21 protein-coding genes are annotated in these 20,593 nt (G+C 34.0%); 1 reads left to right on the top strand and 20 read right to left on the bottom strand.

Annotation, left to right across the window (positions count from 1 at the left end):
- Positions 1-6: 6 nt before the first annotated feature.
- Positions 7-2,574: an insulinase family protein gene (locus H6622_04360; GenBank protein ID MCB9060735.1), complete on the top strand. Its 2,568-nt coding sequence runs from the start codon at positions 7-9 to the stop codon at positions 2,572-2,574.
- On the opposite strand, the gene H6622_04355 is transcribed toward H6622_04360, so the two are convergent.
- The 20 genes from H6622_04355 to rpmD form a co-directional block, all read right to left on the bottom strand.
- A complete protein-coding gene (locus H6622_04355) occupies positions 2,571-3,119 on the bottom strand; it encodes a hypothetical protein (GenBank protein ID MCB9060734.1) in 549 nt (182 codons plus the stop codon). The genes H6622_04360 and H6622_04355 overlap by 4 nt on opposite strands.
- A 130-nt stretch (positions 3,120-3,249) precedes the next feature.
- The gene (hflC, locus tag H6622_04350) at positions 3,250-4,221 is read right to left on the bottom strand and encodes a protease modulator HflC (protein MCB9060733.1); all 972 of its coding nucleotides are present in this window, start codon (positions 4,219-4,221) and stop codon (positions 3,250-3,252) included.
- Positions 4,221-5,225 carry an FtsH protease activity modulator HflK gene (hflK, locus tag H6622_04345; GenBank protein ID MCB9060732.1) on the bottom strand — a complete coding sequence of 335 codons (1,005 nt, stop codon included), beginning with the start codon at positions 5,223-5,225 and terminating at the stop codon, positions 4,221-4,223. Before hflK ends, hflC begins: the two co-directional genes overlap by 1 nt.
- Positions 5,226-5,227: 2 nt before the next feature.
- Positions 5,228-5,731 carry an acetyl-CoA carboxylase biotin carboxyl carrier protein subunit gene (locus tag H6622_04340; protein ID MCB9060731.1) on the bottom strand — a complete coding sequence of 168 codons (504 nt, stop codon included), beginning with the start codon at positions 5,729-5,731 and terminating at the stop codon, positions 5,228-5,230.
- Positions 5,732-7,159, bottom strand: coding sequence for an ATP-grasp domain-containing protein (locus H6622_04335; GenBank protein ID MCB9060730.1), 1,428 nt, complete (start codon positions 7,157-7,159; stop codon positions 5,732-5,734).
- A complete protein-coding gene (locus tag H6622_04330; GenBank protein MCB9060729.1) occupies positions 7,156-8,721 on the bottom strand; it encodes an acyl-CoA carboxylase subunit beta in 1,566 nt (521 codons plus the stop codon). The genes H6622_04335 and H6622_04330 overlap by 4 nt, the downstream gene beginning before the upstream one ends.
- 103 nt (positions 8,722-8,824) lie before the next feature.
- Positions 8,825-12,118, bottom strand: a complete 3,294-nt coding sequence (locus H6622_04325) for a hypothetical protein (GenBank protein MCB9060728.1) — start codon at positions 12,116-12,118, stop codon at positions 8,825-8,827.
- A gap of 164 nt (positions 12,119-12,282) precedes the next feature.
- Complete coding sequence (locus H6622_04320) at positions 12,283-13,857, bottom strand: sigma 54-interacting transcriptional regulator (protein MCB9060727.1); 1,575 nt, start codon at positions 13,855-13,857, stop codon at positions 12,283-12,285.
- 140 nt (positions 13,858-13,997) lie between these two features.
- Positions 13,998-14,576 (bottom strand): TlpA family protein disulfide reductase, encoded by a 579-nt coding sequence (locus tag H6622_04315; protein MCB9060726.1) that lies wholly within the window; start codon positions 14,574-14,576, stop codon positions 13,998-14,000.
- Between the two features lie 73 nt (positions 14,577-14,649).
- On the bottom strand, positions 14,650-15,003 hold the full coding sequence (gene rplQ / locus H6622_04310) for a 50S ribosomal protein L17 (GenBank protein ID MCB9060725.1): 354 nt from the start codon (positions 15,001-15,003) through the stop codon (positions 14,650-14,652).
- 24 nt (positions 15,004-15,027) lie between these two features.
- Entirely contained in the window at positions 15,028-16,059 is a 1,032-nt protein-coding gene (locus H6622_04305) for a DNA-directed RNA polymerase subunit alpha (protein ID MCB9060724.1), read from the bottom strand.
- A 21-nt stretch (positions 16,060-16,080) separates the two neighbouring features.
- Positions 16,081-16,707 (bottom strand): 30S ribosomal protein S4, encoded by a 627-nt coding sequence (rpsD, locus tag H6622_04300; protein MCB9060723.1) that lies wholly within the window; start codon positions 16,705-16,707, stop codon positions 16,081-16,083.
- Positions 16,708-16,727: 20 nt separating this feature from the next.
- On the bottom strand, positions 16,728-17,114 hold the full coding sequence (gene rpsK, locus H6622_04295) for a 30S ribosomal protein S11 (GenBank protein MCB9060722.1): 387 nt from the start codon (positions 17,112-17,114) through the stop codon (positions 16,728-16,730).
- Positions 17,115-17,125: 11 nt separating this feature from the next.
- Positions 17,126-17,509, bottom strand: a complete 384-nt coding sequence (rpsM, locus tag H6622_04290) for a 30S ribosomal protein S13 (protein MCB9060721.1) — start codon at positions 17,507-17,509, stop codon at positions 17,126-17,128.
- A gap of 12 nt (positions 17,510-17,521) precedes the next feature.
- Positions 17,522-17,638 (bottom strand): 50S ribosomal protein L36, encoded by a 117-nt coding sequence (gene rpmJ, locus H6622_04285; protein MCB9060720.1) that lies wholly within the window; start codon positions 17,636-17,638, stop codon positions 17,522-17,524.
- 8 nt (positions 17,639-17,646) lie between these two features.
- A complete protein-coding gene (gene infA / locus H6622_04280; protein MCB9060719.1) occupies positions 17,647-17,871 on the bottom strand; it encodes a translation initiation factor IF-1 in 225 nt (74 codons plus the stop codon).
- Positions 17,872-17,970: 99 nt separating this feature from the next.
- Positions 17,971-18,609 (bottom strand): nucleoside monophosphate kinase, encoded by a 639-nt coding sequence (locus tag H6622_04275; GenBank protein ID MCB9060718.1) that lies wholly within the window; start codon positions 18,607-18,609, stop codon positions 17,971-17,973.
- Positions 18,610-18,611: 2 nt separating this feature from the next.
- Positions 18,612-19,922, bottom strand: coding sequence for a preprotein translocase subunit SecY (secY, locus tag H6622_04270; GenBank protein ID MCB9060717.1), 1,311 nt, complete (start codon positions 19,920-19,922; stop codon positions 18,612-18,614).
- A 10-nt stretch (positions 19,923-19,932) separates the two neighbouring features.
- The gene (gene rplO, locus H6622_04265; protein MCB9060716.1) at positions 19,933-20,379 is read right to left on the bottom strand and encodes a 50S ribosomal protein L15; all 447 of its coding nucleotides are present in this window, start codon (positions 20,377-20,379) and stop codon (positions 19,933-19,935) included.
- Between the two features lie 21 nt (positions 20,380-20,400).
- On the bottom strand, positions 20,401-20,583 hold the full coding sequence (gene rpmD / locus H6622_04260; GenBank protein MCB9060715.1) for a 50S ribosomal protein L30: 183 nt from the start codon (positions 20,581-20,583) through the stop codon (positions 20,401-20,403).
- Positions 20,584-20,593: the final 10 nt, after the last annotated feature.

The following is a 20,593-nucleotide window of genomic DNA, read 5'->3' as shown; positions in this document are numbered from 1 at the left end:
GTCTTTATGAAACATGAACAAATCAGATTAAAAAATGGACTTGAAACACTTTTCATTGAGGCCCCAGGAAATACCTTTGCTAGTACTCAAATTTGGTTTAGGGCCGGATCTGCTCTTGAAAGCAACGATAACCAGGGAATTGCTCATTTCTTAGAACATATGTTTTTCAAAGGTACTCCTTCAAGGCCTGGAGCAGCGATCGCTCACGATGTAGAATCTTTTGGTGGTGAAATAAATGCATTCACTTCATTTGACTATACTTGTTATTACATTAACTCTCCTGTCGATCGACTAAATGACTCAGTTAATATTTTGATGGATATGGTGAGTAACCCAGAATTTAAGAACGAAGACATCATACCTGAAAGAGGAGTCGTTTTCGAAGAGTTTAGAAGGTCCATAGATAACCCAAATCAATATTCATTTTCACAAATTCAAAACAACAGCTTTACAGGAGGTTATTCCCACCAAATTTTAGGAAGGGAAGATACCATTAAAAATTTTAACCGTGGACAATTAGTAGAATATAGAAATAAGAATTATAATCTTTCAAACGCACTTCTCATCGTAGCTGGAGATCTTAAAGAAAAATCGAAAATCATTGAATCGATTGAGTGCTATGAAATGCCTCAAGGGCCTTCTACATTTTTTCCTGAGTTCAATCTAAAAAAAGTCGCTCAGTACGCAATTCATGAAAAAGATGTTGAAATGATGCAATTAACTCTTACAATCCAGGCCCCTGACTTCTCTGATAATAATGCCCCAAGTGAAGATCTGGCCATCGCCTGCCTAGGATACGGAGAAACTTCACCTCTATATACAGAACTAGTCTTGAAAAATACCCTCGCTAACAGTGCATCCTCATCTACTATGTTTATGTCAAAAGGTGGCGTTCACTTTTTAAGAGTTGTCTTTCCTGCACAAAATAAGGATAAAATTTTTAAAGAACTATATAATTTGATAAAAAACACTGCTTCCAATGGCCTCAAAAAAGAAGATATATCAAAACTTAAAAATCAGTATATTTCATCAAAAATATACGATAAGGAATCCTTAGAGTCATTCTCTTTCAATCTGGGCCATGGATTTGCACAAAATGGAGACATCAATTGTGATAATGAATTTATTGAAAGAGTAAAAAAACTCTCTATTTTAAAAGTTAATTCCTCTTTAAAAGACATCTTTTCAAAACCAATTCACCTCTCATTACAAGTCCCAATTGGATTAAACAATAAAACTCTTGAATTAAAAGTTAAAAAATTACATGAGTCATTGAATAAAATTGGGAAGTCCTTAAAATCTAAAAAAGAGAAATATCAAGTAAAAAAATCCAAATTTGATTCACAGGTCGAAGTACTTGAACTAAAAAAAGGTATCTCTCTTTTTTACAGACAAAATACAATGACCCCTACTTTTGTTCTACAAATCTATGCCCAAGGAGGGCTTACAGAAGAAACCCCTAAATCAAATGGAATCTATCATTTGATAAGTACAAATCTCTCAAAAGGGCATAAATTTAAAAAATATGAAAAGTTACAAATGGATTTAGAAAATATGTCTGCTACATTAAATTCATTTGCAGGTAAAAATGCTTACGGCATGACTCTTCATGGCCAATCTGAAGATTTTGAATCATTAACAGCAGATTTTTTTAACTCTTTTATATTTCCTACTTTTCCACAAAAACATATCAATTTTGAAAAAAAACAAACCGAAAGACAATTACTAAATCAAAGTAAAGATCCTACCCGTATTTGTTTTAGAAAAGTGAATGAAACTCTTTTCCAAGGTCATCCTTATTCACTTAACATTTTAGGAAATGCGGCAAATAATAAAAAGATTAAAATAGATGATATAAAAAAATTGCATTTCAAAAATCTAAAGAACAAAAAAATTGTCATTTGTTACTGTGGAAATCTTGATAAAGAAGAAATCATACCAATTATTGAAAACTCAATTACAACGTTAAAAGAACGAACTGAAAAAAAGAGTGTTAAATCAATAAAAGTAAGACCTGTTACTGACAAAACATACAAAATTCCTTTTGACAGAGAGCAAACACAAATTTTTTATGGAATTCCTGCTCCAGCTTTAAAAAATAATGACAACTTGATTTTAAAAATCATCACGGCCCATCTCTCAGGGCAAAGCTCTGAGTTATTTGTAGATGTGCGAGATAAAAAAGGTTTGTGTTACACAGCTCAGCCTATTCAGTTCAAGGCACTTGAAGCAGGTTATTGGGGAATTTATATGGCCAGTGGATATGATAAAGTCGAACCGGCCACCATGGCCATTAAGGAAATTGTCACGAAAATTAAAAATTTTGGAATACCAAAAAAGGATTTTGAACGAGTTAAAACCATGCTCCAAGGTCAAACTCAAATAAATTTACAAACAAATGATGACTACGCATCAATATATTCTATACCTCTATTACAAGGTTTAGGTCTCGATTATCACCATGAAAATTTGGAATATATAAAAAAGCTAAAATATGATGATTTTCAAATGCGAATAAAAAAAATCTTTTCAAGTAAATGGAATCTTTACATCGTTGGTAGAATTGATAATTAAGATGCCTTTAGCTTTTCGGTTTGGAATAATAAAAAAGCATTATCGTATTCTTGCATGAAATTATCTGCGAATACGTACGAAATTAAAGATACAATTCCTTCCATTGAATAAGAATATTGTTTAAAAAAATTATCAACATCATAAAGACTAGGAACATGGTGATGAAGTTTTAAATAGGCAGTTCTTCCTAAATCTAAATAGTACGAAGTATCTATTAGTTTTTTCCTTAGAGATTCAGAAAATAAACCACAAATTAATAATGCTGTATCTCCCACCTCTTGGTATGTTTGTTTTTGTTTTGATTTTGATAGCTGAGTTGCTTCTAAAAGTTTTATTCCTAGGACTTTGTTTTTGACTTTACCTTCAACTATCTCAAAAAATTTATGACTATGTCCCATTCTTTCAAGAACACGACTAGTATAATATATTGATTCGTTTGGAATTGGCCCATTTAGAGTAAGGTTGATTTCTTGAAGTCTATCATAAAAAAAAGGCTGCAAATTTGTTTCAAGAATTATCTTATTGTCTTTCTTTGAATTAATCATCGCTATCCCTAATTAGAGCCTTCTAAGGGATAGAATATCATTAGTTTGATTTTTAGGGAAGCAAGGCGAAATTTTCCATAATTTCTTGATATCACTTGATCAAATCATGCCCACTTTTCTTCTCACATTTTTACTTAATTTTTTTGATAAGTTTTAAGTAATCAGAATCAGAAGACATAATGAACTTCACATTTTCATTTAAGACTTCTTTATATGATTCTAATGTTTTATTAAATTCATAAAATTCGGGGCCCTTTGAAAGACTTTTTGCAAATATAGCTATTGCCTTGGCCTCTGCTATCCCCTTAATTTCCTCTGCCCTTTTATAAGCTTCGGACTGAATTTTTTCCAAATCTCTCCCAAGACGCCCTTCAATTTTTGCCTTTTCGCCTTGACCTATAGAACGAATTTTTTCAGCAATTCTGCCTCTTTCTGAAATCATTCTCTCATAAACTTTTTTCTCAACTGACTTCTCATAACTTATCCTTCTCAGTTGTACGTCTATAAGCTCTATTCCAAATTCGACAAGCTCTTTTTCAGCATTTTTTTTAATCATTTCAGATAATTGTTCTCTTCCAACTGTTATTTTTTCAATCTCTCCAGTGATTTCCTCCTCGTTGGCCGTCACTCCTTTTGCAATTTGATTTTGAATTTCTTTTTTCTTAGCTGCGACGACTTCTAAAATTTTATTACTATCTCTAACAGCTTCAACAAGAATGTGGGCCGTGATCACATCTCTTGTCGCAGCATCTAAGATAGCATCGAGTTTACCTTTTGCACCATTTTCATTTTTTACGGTTTGAATAAACTTTAAAACATCTACAATTTTCCATCTCGCAGTTGTATCAACAAAGATATATTTTTTGTCTTTTGTCACAATCTGATTAGGATATCCATCCCAAGAAAGAATTCTCTTATCTACGTAACGAACTTCTTGCAAAAAAGGCCTTTTGATATGTACTCCTGCTTTTACGATAGGCCCAGAGACAGGCTTACCAAATTCAGTAATGATGGCCTGTCTTCCCTCATCTAGAATGAAAAGCGAAGACATTAAAATTATTGGTGTTACCAAAAGAACAAAAATTGTCACTACTAATTTCATTAGTCCTCTCTTTTTAATCCGTCTTTAGAAAAAATTGGCATAAGACCTTTAATATTTGAATCCACGACGGTCACATCTTTTATATTCTTAAAAACGGTCTGCATAGTTTCAAGGTAAATTCTTTTTCGGGTAATTTCAGGTGCTTTCTTATATTCTTCTAAAACAGATAAAAATCTATTTGCATCACCTTGTGCCCTATTGACGATGGCCGTTGCATAACCTTCGGCCTCTGAAACTAGTTTTTCGGCCTTACCACGAGCTTCGGGAATTACGCTATTGTATTGTTCTTCGGCCATATTAATAACCTTTTCCTGTTCTTGTTTGGCCTTATTTACTTCATTAAAAGAAGCTTTCACAACATCTGGAGGATTCACATCTTGAAGTTTTACTGAAACAATTCTCACTCCCATATCATATTTTTCTTCAAGAATTTCTTGCATAAGAGTTTTGGCGTTTATTGAAATTTCAGTTCTTCCTGTGGTTAAAACTTCACTTACAAGTTTGTCCCCAACGACTCTCCTCATTACTGATTCTGAAACATCTCGGATATTTCTTAAAGGAGAACTGGTGTGATATAAAAATTTAAAAGGATCTGAAATCTGATATTGAACAACCCACTCAACTTCAGCAATATTCAAATCGCCCGTGACCATTAGGGCCTCATCATCATAGTTTTCACCACTATATTGAGTAACTCTACTTTTAGAATTTGAGGTTTTAAAACCAAATTCTGCAAGATGGATACTCTTGGTTTTAACTTTATTGATATTATCTATAAAAAAAGGCATCTTAAAATGTATACCTGGCCCATACGTACCTATATACTTCCCAAGTCTTATTAGAATGGCCTGTTCATCAGGTTGAACAGTATAATAACAAGTTGTAGCACCCAGAAATAAACTTAGCCCAATAATAAATGTTATGAATTTGCCAAAATTTCCCATAACTACGGCCAGTAGTTTTTCAAGTTCAGGATTAGGTGGTTGGTTACTATTAAAACTCATCTTTACTCCATTTCAAGCAGTAAAACCCCCTGCTCTAGTACATCGCCTTCATTTATGTGAATTTTTATAATTTTCCCATCAGCTTGAGCTTTGATTTCATTTTCCATTTTCATAGCTTCAAGGACAACGAGTGTATTACCAACTTTAACCTCCTGACCTTCCTTGACCAGAATTTTCACAATTTTACCAGGAAGTTGAGTAACTAAATTTCCGCCAGATTCTTGTCCAATGCTTGATGGTTTGAATCCTCTATGAAGATCAAAAACTCTATTAACATTCAAAATACGATCACTTAAATCTTGTTTGGCAATTTTCTCCCAATATTTTTGATCCTTAGAAACAAAATATTTTCCGGCCAGTTGTCTTAAAAATAGAATTTCATTTTTCACAACTTTATTATCAATAACGGCCTCGAATTCAAACTCAACGAGTTCGCTCGAGTGACGAATTGTTTTAATTAGATCTATTTTAATTTCGTCTTTCTTATCAATTATGTAGTATCTCATTTAGATCCCTAACTTTCTTGCTTCAAAAGAAGCGATTTCTTTAAAGATTTTATGCAAGTTTATATCAGTATCAATTGATTCTTGAACATTTTGAGTATCTAAAAAATCATTCGCATAAGTTCCTTCCAAAAAGACATTATTCTCTAACATGGCCTTATGGAGGGGGAGATTAGTTTTCAGCCCATTGAGAATTAACCCTTGTAGAGCAGACCTCATCTTTCTTATGGCCACTTTTCGGTTTATTCCTTTAGCTATTAACTTACCCACCATGGGATCAAAATCTGGAGTGATATTTAGACCTCTAAAAAGAGAATTATCAAATCGTACCCCTTGAGGAAAAACGGCGTCAAAACCAGTTACTTTGCCTGGTGCAGGCATAAGCGTCAGGGGATCTTCAGCAAAAATCCTACATTCAATAGCATGTCCTGAACGTGTAATTTCTGATTGATTATTGATCCCTAAATCCTCACCAAGGGCAATTTGGATCATACAAACAATCAAATCAATTCCGGTGATTTCCTCTGTTATAGGATGTTCTACTTGAATCCGAGTATTCATCTCCAAGAAAAAAAAGTCTTTATTTTCATCTACAATAAATTCAACTGTTCCAGCTGAATCGTAATTAACTGATCGAGCTAAATCCACGGCAGTATTACATATTCGGTTTCTGAGTTCTTCATCAGAACCAATAAAGGGAGAGGGTGCCTCCTCAAGTACTTTTTGATGTCTTCTTTGAACTGTACATTCGCGCTCAAAAAAATGAAAATGTCTCCCTCGGCCATCGGACATTATCTGAACTTCTATATGTCTTGGATTTACAACATATCGTTCTAGTATGAGAGCACCATTTTTAAAAGCAGCTTCTGCTTCTGTGGTTGCCCGATCATATTGATTGCGAACGTCTTGTTCGTTGTAGCATATTCTCATTCCACGGCCACCACCTCCAGCAATGGCCTTCATGATGACAGGGTAACCGATTTCTTTGGCCGATACAACGGCCTCTTCAAGATCTTTAACGGGCTCTTTCGTTCCGGGCAAAGTTGGAACACCAGCTTCTTTCGCTTTCATTTTAGCAAGAGCTTTATTTCCCATGAGTTCAACTGCATCAGCGTTGGGACCAATGTAGATGGTGCCAGTATTGATTACGGCCCTCGCAAAATCAGCATTCTCAGATAAAAAGCCATAACCAGGGTGAACACAATCAATTTCATACTTAGTTATTATATCAACCCATTGATCTATATTGAGGTATGTTTCCTGTCTTGACTTGCCAACTAACTTTATCCATTCGTGACAGTATTCTAAGTGTAAAGCGTGAGGTTCTGCATCTGTCCATACACCTATTGCAATGTGACCCAGTTCCCTTACGGCCCTAGCGATACGTTTTGCGATTTCACCTCTATTTGCAATTAAAATTCGTTTTTTCATAAGGGTATATTTCCATGTTTTTTAGCAGGTCTTTCAACACTCTTAAATTGTGACACTTTCAAAAAACGATATATCATCTTTCTGGTTTCTTCAGATAATATAATTTCATCGATAAAACCTAATTCAGCTGCTCGGTAAGGATTGTAAAACTGTTCTTCATATTCATTTAAAATATCTGCATGTCTTTGTTCTTTTTTCTTCCCTTCCAGAGTTGCAAGTTCTCTTTTGTATAAGACATTAACTGCCCCTTCTGCACCCATGACTGCGATTTCCCCAGTTGGATAAGACAAATTAACATCTGAACCAAGGTGTTTTGAGGACATGACGATGTATGCTCCACCGTAAGACTTTCTGGTAATTAATGTAATTTTAGGAACAGTTGCTTCAGCATAGGCATAGATAAGTTTGGCCCCATGTCTGATGATACCACCATGTTCTTGTCCAACTCCTGGTAAAAAACCGGGAACATCTACTAAAGTAAGAATAGGAATATTAAAAGAATCGCAAAAACGAATAAATCTTGCCGACTTTGTAGATGCATTTATATCGAGAACACCTGCATTACAAAGTGGTTGATTCGCAACAATACCGATTCTGATCCCGCCAATAGACGCAAAACCGATGATCATATTCTTTGCATAGTCCTTACTAACTTCAAGGAAGTGACCATCATCTACAACCTCAACAATAATATCTTTCATATCATAAGGTTTTTTTGAACTTTCAGGTATAATATTCTTTAAATTTAAATTATCCCTAAAAACTGTATCCGTGGTGTATTTTTTATCTGGTCGATGTGTATTTGATTGAGGAAGATAATTTAAGAGTTCTCTTACTCTTTCGAAACAGTCATCTTCATCTTCCGTCATGAAGTGTGCAACTCCGGAAATTTCGTTGTGAGTTTTTGCTCCACCGAGCTCTTCCTTAGAAACATCTTCATGAGTTACAGTTTTAATAACATCTGGCCCGGTAACGAACATATATGACTTGTCCTTAACCATAAAAACAAAATCAGTGATACCTGGAGAATATACAGCACCACCTGCACAGGGTCCCATAATCAAGGTAATTTGAGGGATTACCCCAGAGGCAAGAACATTTCTTTGAAAAATTTCTCCATAACCAGCAAGGGATTCAACTCCTTCTTGAATTCTAGCGCCTCCAGAATCATTAATCCCTATGAGAGGAATTCTATTTTCAAGTGCAAAGTCCATAATTTTACATATTTTTTTGGCATGTGCTGAACCTAAAGAACCACCCCAACATGTAAAATCTTGGGAGTAAATTGCTACTCGCCTCCCATTAATATCTGCTATTCCAGTGATTACACCATCTCCCAGATATTTTTCTTTTTTATCCATATGAAAATTATGACACCTATGAGTCACATATTTATCAAACTCTATAAAAGAGCCTGGATCTGTCAATCTTTCAATTCTTTCTCTAGCTGTGAATTTACCTTGATCATGCTGAGCGGACATTCGACTCTCGCCGCCACCAAGCTCTGCACGCAAGCGCATTTCCATCAACTCTTGTCGCCTTTCGTCTACAGTTCTGGCCATGTGAACCCCCTGAATCATTTTCGGGCATTTTTCCATGGAGATTGCATTACGTAAACGATCATAGTGTCGAATATTTGCTAATATTTTAAAGATTTATCATTTTTTATTCTTTTGATGACAGCATGCTTCTTTCACAACGATCAGTAAGAAATTGTTTTTCTAAAATTTTTAAAAAATGTGAAACATAATTATCAATATTTTCTTTCACGGTCGTTTTTGTATTTCCTTGTTTATATAAAGATGCCTTAATCGTATCTTCACTTCTAGGATCTTCTAAAACATCTCCGAAATGTTTTAATATTTGTTCATCAAGAAGCAGTGAAGCCCTTTGATTATCTGTAGCAGATAGTTTTAATAAATCCTTATCAATTCCAGGAGGCCAGTATCCAAGAATTTGATATAATTCTTGCTCCGAAACAGTACCTTTTTTAGCAATAAGTTTAGATTTTTCAACATAAAATTCAATTGGGTGTGCGGCCAAAGCATCCTCAATTATGTAATCTTCCATCTCTCTTAAAATTCTTTCCATTTTCTCGATTTCACTTTTAGAGATTTGAGGAAAATTAATTCCAGTTTGTGTGCTATTTCTTGACAAAGAACCACCATAAGGATTTGAACCAAGAGTATATAATAAATGGAACAAATCAGAACTCGCATCATATGTATCTTGAGATACACCTAACTTCTTTTTTAAATGAGACAGAGATGTACCGGGACTCTTTCCAAATAACATTCGTTCAAAAGATCTAGAAGCTAGGCTTGAATAAATTCCGAGTATTAAATCAACTCCACTTTGTTGCTTCAATTCATATGAGACCGCACCAAGATAATTTCCTTGTGGAATAGAAGTAAGATCAATAAAGCGTTGACCTGTTCTTATCATGGCCCAAGCATGACCTAGTTCATGAAATGTTGTCTCTAATGTCTGAATTGAAATTTTACCTTTAGATTCAATTTTAGGATATTTTAATTTTAGCTTTTTTTCTAATATTTTAATTTTCTTATTTCTTACCTTAACATGTGCAATATATGTATTTGTTGATTTATTAAATGAAAAAAGCAACTCTAGAGGCTCTAAAGAATATTCTTTTGGAATATGTTTAAGTGCTAACTCTAAATGATCTGAAATTTTATTATAACTATCGATTCTAGTATTTCTACCATTTTCAGCAGGAATTATACTTTCCTTTTCCAAATATGAGATATAAGACTCTTGTAGTTTGACGTTGATCATCGCAATATTTTCACTACCATCGTAAAATCTATCCTTTAGTACTTTCTTTAATTGTTGCTTGATAATACTTCTATGTTCTTTTTTGTTAAGTGGTTTCAAAAAATAAGTTGTGTGCAAAACGCTTGGCGATAATTGCCCTTGAAATTTTTCCTGTAAAAAATTTGTAATGATCATTGGATCTCTACTCAGGTTTCCATACAAAGATAGTACATTTTCAATAGACGACTCTCGAGGATCGTTTGAAAGAAATGTTTCAGAAGAGTTTAGTTCAAAAACAGAAAAAATAAATGCATGTCTCAAATCTGCTTTGAATTGCGATTCACTTGTATGGATTTCAAACAATCCTTTTTCTAACAAATCATTCAATACCTTTAAAATAGGCCAATCTGTTTCAAATCCTAAATGATTTACAGAATCAAATTTTTCTAAGCCTTTAAACAAAATTAATATTTTTTCGCTCTCTGGATTTACATTCTGAATTTTAATGTTCAAATCCTGTGCAAATTGATCTAAGACCTCATTTGGGTCATAGTTTTTATAGTCGCTAAGATCTATTTCTATTTTCTTTAATTCCAAATATTGACCTGCCAATTTTACAATTTTACCTATCCCTAGCCCTGGAAATTTTAAGATGAAGTGACTTCTCGCTCTGCCTGTTAAATGCTGATTTTCTGTCATAAACAAATTTAAATCTTCTTCCAAACTTTCAAGATATTCATCTTGTCCAAAAACTTGTGAAGAAATAAATTTTTTAAGCCCCCTGGCCGGTGTCGCACTTCTAGATTTTCTTTTTGCCAAAATATCTGCTTCAGAAATAATAGTATCTGATTCGAAATTAAACGATTCAAGAGGAGGGTGAGTTGAAAAATTCCCAGGTATTACAAACATATTAATATTTTCGAAAAAAGGCATTGTAAATTTTGACTCAATTTTTTGATCATCTACCTTTGAAGAAATTTTAATATTTATCTCCTGATTCTTGTTATCAAGAGACAAAATGATCTTTCTTTTAACATCCCCAGAAAAATCAAATAAATAATTTGTATTCTCTATTCTCGCTAAACTAAGTGTTGCTTTTTCTGCAAAAAATAGTACTTGTTCAAAAGAATGAATTATTTTTGTTCTAAGTGATGAAAATCCATCACCTTCTGTCTTATATTTCTCATAAAAGAAATGCGCAAAATCATTTATATTAGTCATTCTATACTGATCATAATGATTCCCAGAGTGATGCAAATATCGACGAGGAAAGTTCTTCATTGTATTTTTTAGCCAAAAAGTTATCATCTCAATTAAATGTTCTTTTTCATAATGATTAAAAACAACAACATCTTTCTCTATAACTCCAATTGAATCCTGTTGAAACAAATCTCTTAAAACTGAACGTTTAAGACTTGAATCATTAATCATATCTTTAAAAAAATCGAAATAACTCTTATCTGAAATTAATTCATCTTCAATTTGAACCTGCATGTTTTTTACAATCACATCTTCTGGTAAATCTATCGTTGAAATTATAAAAACATTTGAGAGTCGATAACTCGGATTTCCTAATTCAATTGCGTGTGGAAGTCCTCCTGAAAGTAATATAGACTTTATCATGCTAAAAAATGGATTTTGGACAGATATACGTTTACCATCCTTAATGAGGGTTTCCCTTATTTTTTCTAACCCCTCAAGTACAAGAATTTTTGGAAATTCGTCATCCATAATGTTATTTGAAATTAGAAAATTATAAAAATCATTGAAATCTTTTGTGTTTACAAGTCTATCAAGATTATAGGTGTAAACAGGTAAAAATTCAGAAAGTAAACTTGATACAGCTATTTTTCCGTTGTCAGGCAAACCCAAAAGAGAAAGATGTACAGGAGAAAGCTGATTAGTTGAAAATGTTTCAAGATAATATAAAAGTTTATTTCGAACCGCTAAACCTATGTGTTGTTGATTTGGTACGCTTTTGTTGAATAATTCATGAAATTCACTCGCCTTAGTTAATTTTTCCATACTTTCAAATGAATCTCCATATCGGATCTCTGAAACGTATTTTCTATTTTGTAGTATCTCAATCTCTTCACTTGAATAATACACAGTGTCATGATCTTCTACACACAAAGCTTGAATAATAAATATTGAAGAAAAAAATATGATTTTGAAGAAACTCATACACGACCTTTATTAAAAGTGATTAGTCATGTATAATTTCATGGAGTTGACATGTCTAAAAAAAATTTATTTCCAATATATTTATAATTCTAGGTAGATAATAATTTTGTTTATATAAATATTATTTATTGAAGTTAGATTTTATTGGCCATAAGAACTATGACCTATTCTCCTGCGGCCTTTTTTCTTTTATCAAGCCCATATTTATCAACTTTCATGATAAGTGAAGCTCTTGATATTCCTAACTCCTTTGCAAGCTTCGATTTGTTGAAGTTACATCTCTTCAACCCTTCGCGTATCATAATAGTTTCAAGCTCTTCTAAAGCATTTTTCAATGTGCCATTTGTATTAACTCCCCTGGTTTGGGCAGGGCCAGTTTCTTGAGATGACTCAAGAATCCTAGGGCTTAGATTATCAGCTTGAATCATCTTATCTTCACCAGCAAGAACAACAAGTCTTTCAACTTCATTTTCTAGCTCCCTTACATTTCCTGGCCAATGGTAATCAAGCATATATTCCATACATTTTTTCGAAATAGTTTTCTTAGGTACACCCGATTCCGCACATCTTTTATCAAGAAAATATTCAATGAGTAGTGGTATGTCTTCAGGTCTTTCCTTAATAGAAGGTAGATTAAGATTTATTACATTAATTCTATAAAATAAATCTTCCCGAAAATCTCCTCTTTTCATCATCTCCTTTACGTCTCTATTTGTTGCAGCAATAATTCTTACATCTGATTTTTTAGGTGAAGTTGCACCCACTGGTAAGTAAGTACCTTCTTGAAGAACTCGTAATAGCTTTACTTGCATGGATAAACTCGTATCCCCTATTTCATCTAAAAAAAGTGTTCCACCATTTGCTTGTTCAAAAAGACCTTTTTTGTCTTTGATTGCACCAGTGAAAGCGCCTTTAACGTGTCCGAAAAGTTCTGAATCTAATAGATTATCGTTGAATGCTGAACAGTTTACAGCTAGAAAAGTATTGTTTTTCCTAGGAGAGGAATAGTGGACGGCCTTAGCGACTAATTCTTTACCAGTACCATTTTCTCCTTGTATAAAAACGGAAGATTCAGATGTAGATATTTTTTCAAGAAGATGATAAATCGCTTGCATCTTCTTAGATTTACCTATCATGTTGTGATATCGAAATTTTTCACCAAGCTCTGAATTGAGTTCATGAATTCTCTCTTCTCTCTTAGATATCTCATGGTGAAATGTTTTAATTTCATCTCCCACCAAATCCATTAACTCAACAAGATATTGCTTATCTTTTTGACTAAGTTTCTGTAACCCATTCACAGAGGTTTTAGCATCTTCTTCATCTGCACCGGCCTCAACCATTTTCTGGACAATAGTATCGATTTCCTCGGCACTTACGGATTCCATAATAAACGGAAATGCTATAACTGTACCTGAAAACTCTCCTTCATTGTCTACTTTTCGAGCAACACCCCTAATATTTCGAAAATGGCTTTCAAAAACCAGAGTAGACTCATCTGTTGATAACAAAGAATCTGTTGTTTTTTCTACATCTTGTTCTAAAAAATCTTGTCCATAATTCATATCCATCATTACTTTAAAAAAATGGTTCTTATATTCGTATTCTTTAGACAAGTGCTTACTTTTTACTTTATAATGTTCATCGGCGAACAAAACTTCTACACCAAACCACTCATTAAGTATTTCTTCCAGCTTTGCTATTACATGAAGTTCACTAATTTCTTTCCAATTGATCATCATTTACTCCTGGATTTGACACCAACTGTTTAACTTTTCGGCAAAAAAGAAACAAACTTAAGGTTGAAAATACTTAAAAAGTGATATTTTCATATGGAAAATGCATAGAATTTAATCAATTTAATACAAGACCGTTAAACTTAAATATTTGTAAATTTTGTAATTTGTGAAAGGAAATATGGGTTGGACCAATCCTGAGGGCCAATGTATTTACTTATGCTACTTCCACGTTTATCAAAAAAATACGTTTCAGGTACTTTAATCGTTCCAAAGTTTTTCATACTTTGACCTGAATTATCAATTGCAATTTGAATATTTGAAGGTAATTCACCAAAACGCTTTAAAAATTTTTTAATAGAAACAATTTCATCGTTAACAGCAATTAATATAAAATCTACATTTGAGTCCTTAAGTTTTTTTGCAAATTCAATCAGTTCAGGAAATTCAGCTTCACATGGCCCACACCAAGATCCCCAAAAGTGAATAACATAAACTTCCCTTTTTCCACCTAAAATAGTTGTAGTATTCAATGTAAGATTATTATCAACATATTCTGCATATAAATTAGGCATTGTGTTCAAAATAAAAGATTTTGATTCTTTTGAAATGTCTGTAATAAGTTTTTTTGAAAAAATCGAATACAAGAGAGTTGAGGCCATTACAAAGGCAATTATAGCTATTTTATAAAAAGAAAATATTCCTTGTCGTTCTTTTTTCATATTGCATAAAAAAAAGCCCTCAAATAAGTTTGAAGGCCTTTTAAAAAACTACTTTTGAAATCTTTATGTTAAATTAAACTAATGCAATTATGCTTTGTGGAGCATTATCACCAACTCGAGCTTCGGCCAGCTTTAAAACTCTTGTATATCCACCATTTCTTTCTTTATACAAAGGAGCTACCTCGTCAAATAGTCTCCTAACGGCCGTTTTATTGTTCAATTTTGAATAGACAAGTCGTCTATTTGCTACCGAATCAACTTTCGCAATTGTTATTAGTTTTTCTATAATAGGCTGGATTGCCTTACATTTTGCATGAGTAGTCTTAATATTTCCATGCTCAATAATTCCAACTGCTAAGCTTTTAACAATAGCTTTTCGATGTGAAGGACTCGTCCCAATTCTATATTTTCTTTTCTGATGTCTCATATCTACAACCTCATCACTACAACATTAATTTTGTTCTTCTTTTTTTTGCTGCTGAATTTCCTTCATCACTGAATCAACTTTCATACCTAGACCAAGTCCCATATTTGTAAGTATTTCTTTTATCTCATTAAGAGACTTACGCCCAAAGTTCTTAGTTCTAAGCATTTCGCCTTCTGTTTTTGAAACTAATTCATAAATATACTTTATATTTGCATTTTGTAAACAATTCGCAGATCTAACTGACAGCTCAAGTTCTGAAACTGGTTTTAAAAGCGCACTGTTAGCAACTGATTGAGTCTTTTGAGGCTTATTTTCAAGCCTTGCAATTTCTTCCTCGTCTTCAAAATTTAAGAAAACAGACAATTGATCTCTTAATATTTTTGCAGAATATGCAACAGCATCTTGGGGATTCACACCGGCATTAGTCCAAACCTCGAGACTTAATTTGTCATAGTCCGTTCTTTTACCAACCCTTGAGTTAGTGACAGTATAGTTAACCCTCTGTACTGGAGAGAAGAGTGTATCAAGATATATCCAACCAATTGGAAGTTCATTTGTCTCTTTATTATCTACAGCTGTTTGGTAACCTTTACCTCTAGCAACTTTTAACTCAATTTTAAGTGAACCACCAGAAGAAATATTGGCAATGACATGGTCCGTATTTAAAACTTCTATGCCTGAAACCTCTGTAATATCTCCTGCTGTTACTGGCCCTTCACCTGTCTTATCAAGTGTTAGAACAACATCTTCTTTATCATTTAATTTAAATTTAACTTCTTTGAGATTAAGAATTATCTCTGAAACTTCTTCTTTAACATTGTTAATAGTTCCAAACTCATGTGCAACACCATCTATGCGTATTGCAATAATACCTGCACCTTGCAAAGAAGAAAGCAAAACTCTTCTCAGGGAGTTTCCAAGAGTTTGACCGTAACCCCTTTCGAGTGGCTTTGCAACAAACTTTCCATAATTTGCACTTAGAGTATCACTGTCAATCTCTAAAGCAACTGGTCTTATTAAGCTGCTCCAGTTTTTTGATACAAATTTATCAACCATTGGATATTTCTCCTGAAAAAATTATTTACTATAAAGTTCTACGACAAGTCTTTCCTCAATTTGAGAGGTAACATCTTCTCTTTTTGGAAGATCTTTGACAACTGCCTTAAATGAATTCTTATCCAATTCTAGCCAAGCCGGAATTTCTCTTACGCTATTAGCTTCAAGTGAACCAGTTAACTTTTTTGATTCTTTCGATTTTTCTATAAGTTGAATAGTATCACCTTTTGAAATTTTCATTGATGGTACATTAGTCTTCTTGCCATTTATGCTAAAATGATAGTGCTTAACCAATTGTCTTGCCTCACTTCTAGAAGCTGCAAAACCTAGCCTATAAATAACGTTGTCAAATCTTCTTTCTAATAGAGAAAGTAGATTCTCACCTGTAACGCCTTTCATTCTAATTGCGACATCAAAGAGGTTTCTCATTGGTTTCTCTTGTAAACCATATAATCTCTTAAGCTTTTGCTTTTCTCTTAATTGCACACCAAAGTCAGAAATCTTCGCTCTTCTTTGACCGTGTTGACCTGGCGGATATGGTCTTCTCTCGATAGAACATTTATCTGTATAACATCGAGAACCTTTTAAAAAAAGTTTCTCCCCTTCTCTTCTACATAACTTACAAACTGATCCTACATATCTGGCCATAACTACTACCCTACCTTATGTTAAACTCTTCTTCTCTTTGGAGCACGACATCCATTATGTGGAATTGGACTTCTATCTGCAACAGATGTTATTTTTAATCCAGCCGTTAAAAGTGCTCTAATTGCATTTTCTCTTCCTGCTCCAGGTCCCTTCACTCTTACATCTACAGATGTTAAACCATGCTCCATTGCACCTTTAGCTGCTTCCACAGAAGCCTGTTGCGCAGCAAATGGTGTCGATTTTTTTGAACCTCTGAAACCAAGCTGCCCTGAACTAGACCATGATAACGCTTTCCCTTGAGGGTCAGTGAATGTTACGATCGTATTATTAAAAGACGCCTGAATATGACAAATCCCATGCGATATATTTTTTTTAACTTTCTTTTTTACTGCAACTTTCTTAGCCATCTCTTACCTCATTACTTCATCGATTTGATTGATTTCTTACCAGCTATCGCAACTGCAGGACCTTTTCTTGTTCTTGCATTTGTATGTGTTCTCTGACCTCTAACAGGAAGTCCTTTTCTATGACGTATCCCCCTGTAGCAACCAAGATCTTTTAGTCTCTTAATATTTAATCCAACCTCACGTCTTAGATCCCCTTCGACAGTGTATTGTTCTTCGAGACATTTACGAATACTTTGAACTTGTTCTTCTGTAAGATCATTTGAACTTGATTCTAAAGGAACATTCGTTTCTTTCAAAACATTTTCTGCAACTTTAGGGCCTACACCGTAGAGCGCCTGAAGTGCAATTCTCATAACTTTATTTCTAGGGATATCAACACCAAGAATTCTAGCCATCTCTAACTCCTACTACCCTTGCTTTTGTTTATGTTTTGGATTCGTTTTACAAACAACTCTTAAAACGCCTCTTCTCTTTACCACTTTACAATCTTTACACATCTTTTTTACAGACGATCTTACTTTCATAACAACCTCTATCTACCTTTACTACGATAAACTATGCGACCCTTCTTAAGATCATATTTACTTATCTCTACTAAAACTTTATCACCTGGTAGGATTTTTATAAAATGCATGCGCATCTTCCCACTAATGTGAGCTATTACTTGATGACCATTTGGAAGTTTTACTTTAAACTTCGTATTTGGCAACAATTCGACAACCTCACCTTCTACTTCAATCGTGTCGTTTTCGGCCATTCATCCTACCTATAACGTTTTGCTTGTATATATACAATGTCTCAAATATGCAAGCAGTTAATATCAATTTTCAAAAATACTTACGTATATTTGGAATTTTTATTCCAAAATACTATTAATTTCTTTAGTTACTTCTCCAGGATTCGCCGAAGCGTCAACCTTTTTTAAAATTCCCATTCCTTCATAGAGTTCTAGCATAGGGCCTATAGTCGACTTGAATACATCCAAGCGATTCCTAACACTTTCCTCGTTATCATCTTTTCTCTGATCCAAATTTACGCCACCACAAATATCACATGTACCATTTTTTAAAGGTGGTTTAGTAAGTAGGTTAAAAATCGCACCACAATCCTTGCAAGTTCTTCTGTTTATGAGTCTGGTAATTAACACTTCAAGATCTATATGAAAGTAAATTGCATAGGTTTTGGATCCATTTAATACATTTTCTTCAAGAAGTTTCGCTTGTTCAAAATTTCTGGGGAATCCATCGAAGATATATGAGTTTTCTTGCAAATTACAATTTTTGGTCAACAACTGTAAGACAGTGTGGTCATCAACAAGATCACCTTTTTCCATAATGTCTTTGACTCTTTTCCCAAGTTCCGACTCTTCAGTTATTTCCTTTCTGAGTAGATCGCCTGTAGATACATGAGAATATCCTTCATTTTGTACCAAAAGTGAAGCTTGCGTTCCTTTACCAGAGCCTGGTGCACCAAGTAGAATTAAGTTAGGCCGCATAGTCAAAACCTTCGGTTATTGCCGTTGTACTTACCTCTTGATTTATAGGCAGTTTCATAACGGTCTGAGTAAGAAAATGATTGAATATTCATCATTACTCTAATTGAGACAGAAACAAGAATCAGCAAGGAAGTCCCACTAAACCTTGTTGCATTTCCTGTTAAAATTGTAGGAAGAATACAAATAATTACCAAAAAAATGGCTCCAAAAAAAGATAATCTGTTCAATACAAAATCCAAAAACTCTTGAGTCTTTGCTCCAGCTCTTATACCAGGTACAAATGCATTATTTTTCTGAAGCATTTCCGATATTTTTTTAGTTTTAAATTGTATTGGTGCATAGAAATAAGTCATATAAACAATTAGTAAACCAAACAATACATTAAATAAAATATTTCCTGGCGCCAAAGACTGCTGAACAGTCTGTAAGTATGGATGAATAGCACTTTCTTTCGAAACAAATGATGCGAATGTCGCTGGAGCTGCAAGTAAGGATGAAGCTAGTATCGGAGGCATAACACCACCTGTATCAACACGGACAGGAAGATTTTGTGTTCCTCCGTATACCCTATTATTTACAACTTTTTTAGCATACTGGACAGGTATACTCCTATAGGAGCTTTCAATAAACGATACGATGTAAAAACCTACAACGATTACTGCAATTGTAATTAATAATGTAGTTCCTGCAAGTTCACCATTTCGATAGAGGGTAATCTTTTGATACAACTCAGCTGGTAGTGCAACAGCAATACCTGCGAAAATAATAAGTGACACACCATTTTCCAAACCATACTCAGTTATTCTTTCACCAAGCCATAAGAGAAACATAGTTCCTCCTGCTAGTGTTATCATAGCTGTGAATTTGAAAATAAATCCTGGTTCAGGCACGACCATCGCTCCGCTAGGGCTTTTAAAACCTTCAAACACTGCGGCCATCCCGTATCCCTGGATACAACATAAAACTACAGTTGCATATCTTGTCCACTTTTGAATTTTTTTATGTCCCTCACTATCTTCTTGCAACTCAGCAATTTGCGGAACTGCTTCTCCAAGAAGACTAAATATAATTGAAGTCGTGATATAGGGCATAATACCTAGCGCGAGAATTGAAAAACGTTTTAGCGAACCACCTACAAAAGTATTGAATAAGTCAAACAATCCCCCACCCGATTGTGCAAAATAGCTTTTAAGTGCCGTAGGATCTACTCCAGGGACAGGCACCTGTGCGGTCATTCTGTATACTATAAGTAACAAGAGTGTGAAAGCAATTTTTTTCTTGAGCTCATCAAACTTTCCCTGAGCATTAGACATAGTATTCCTTTTATTCCTCGATTGATCCGCCAGCCTTCTCAATTAATTCTTTTGCACTTTTAGAAAACTTTATTGAACCACTAAATTTTAATGGCTTTGTAAGTTCTCCATTTGCTAAAACCTTTATAGATCTATGCTTATCTTGTCCTTTTAGTAATCCAGACTTTATTAGTAATTCTCGCGTAACTTCTCCATCTAATTTCTTTTCAATTTTGCTAAGCGAGATTTCAGCGAATTCTTCTTTGAAAGGAGCATTTGAGAAACCTTTTTTAGGGAGTCTCATATACAGAGGCATTGATCCACCTTCAAAACCAATTCTTGTTCCTCCGCCACCTCTGGCCTTTTGACCTTTGTGTCCTTTACCGGCCTGAGTTCCCTGACCAGATCCTTGTCCACGACCAATTCTCTTATTCTTTCTCACTGACCCTTTAGGGCTCTTCAAATTATTCAGTGTCAACATAATTATATCCTCAAATATTTACTCTTGTACTTCTAACATATGAATGATTTTTTTTATCATTCCTCTAACCGCAGGAGTATTTTCTAGAGTTTTTGAACTACCTGTCTTGCGTAGACCTAAACCCTTTACTGTGGCCACTTGTTTGTCTGTACATCCAATTATACTTTTCTTTAATTTTACTGTGATTGTTTTATTGGTCATAGTTTACTCC

This window comes from Halobacteriovoraceae bacterium (assembly GCA_020635115.1).
GTDB lineage: Bacteria > Bdellovibrionota > Bacteriovoracia > Bacteriovoracales > Bacteriovoracaceae > JACKAK01.
Note: the sequence above shows the minus strand (reverse complement) of the source record. Positions and strands in the feature narration are given on the sequence as shown.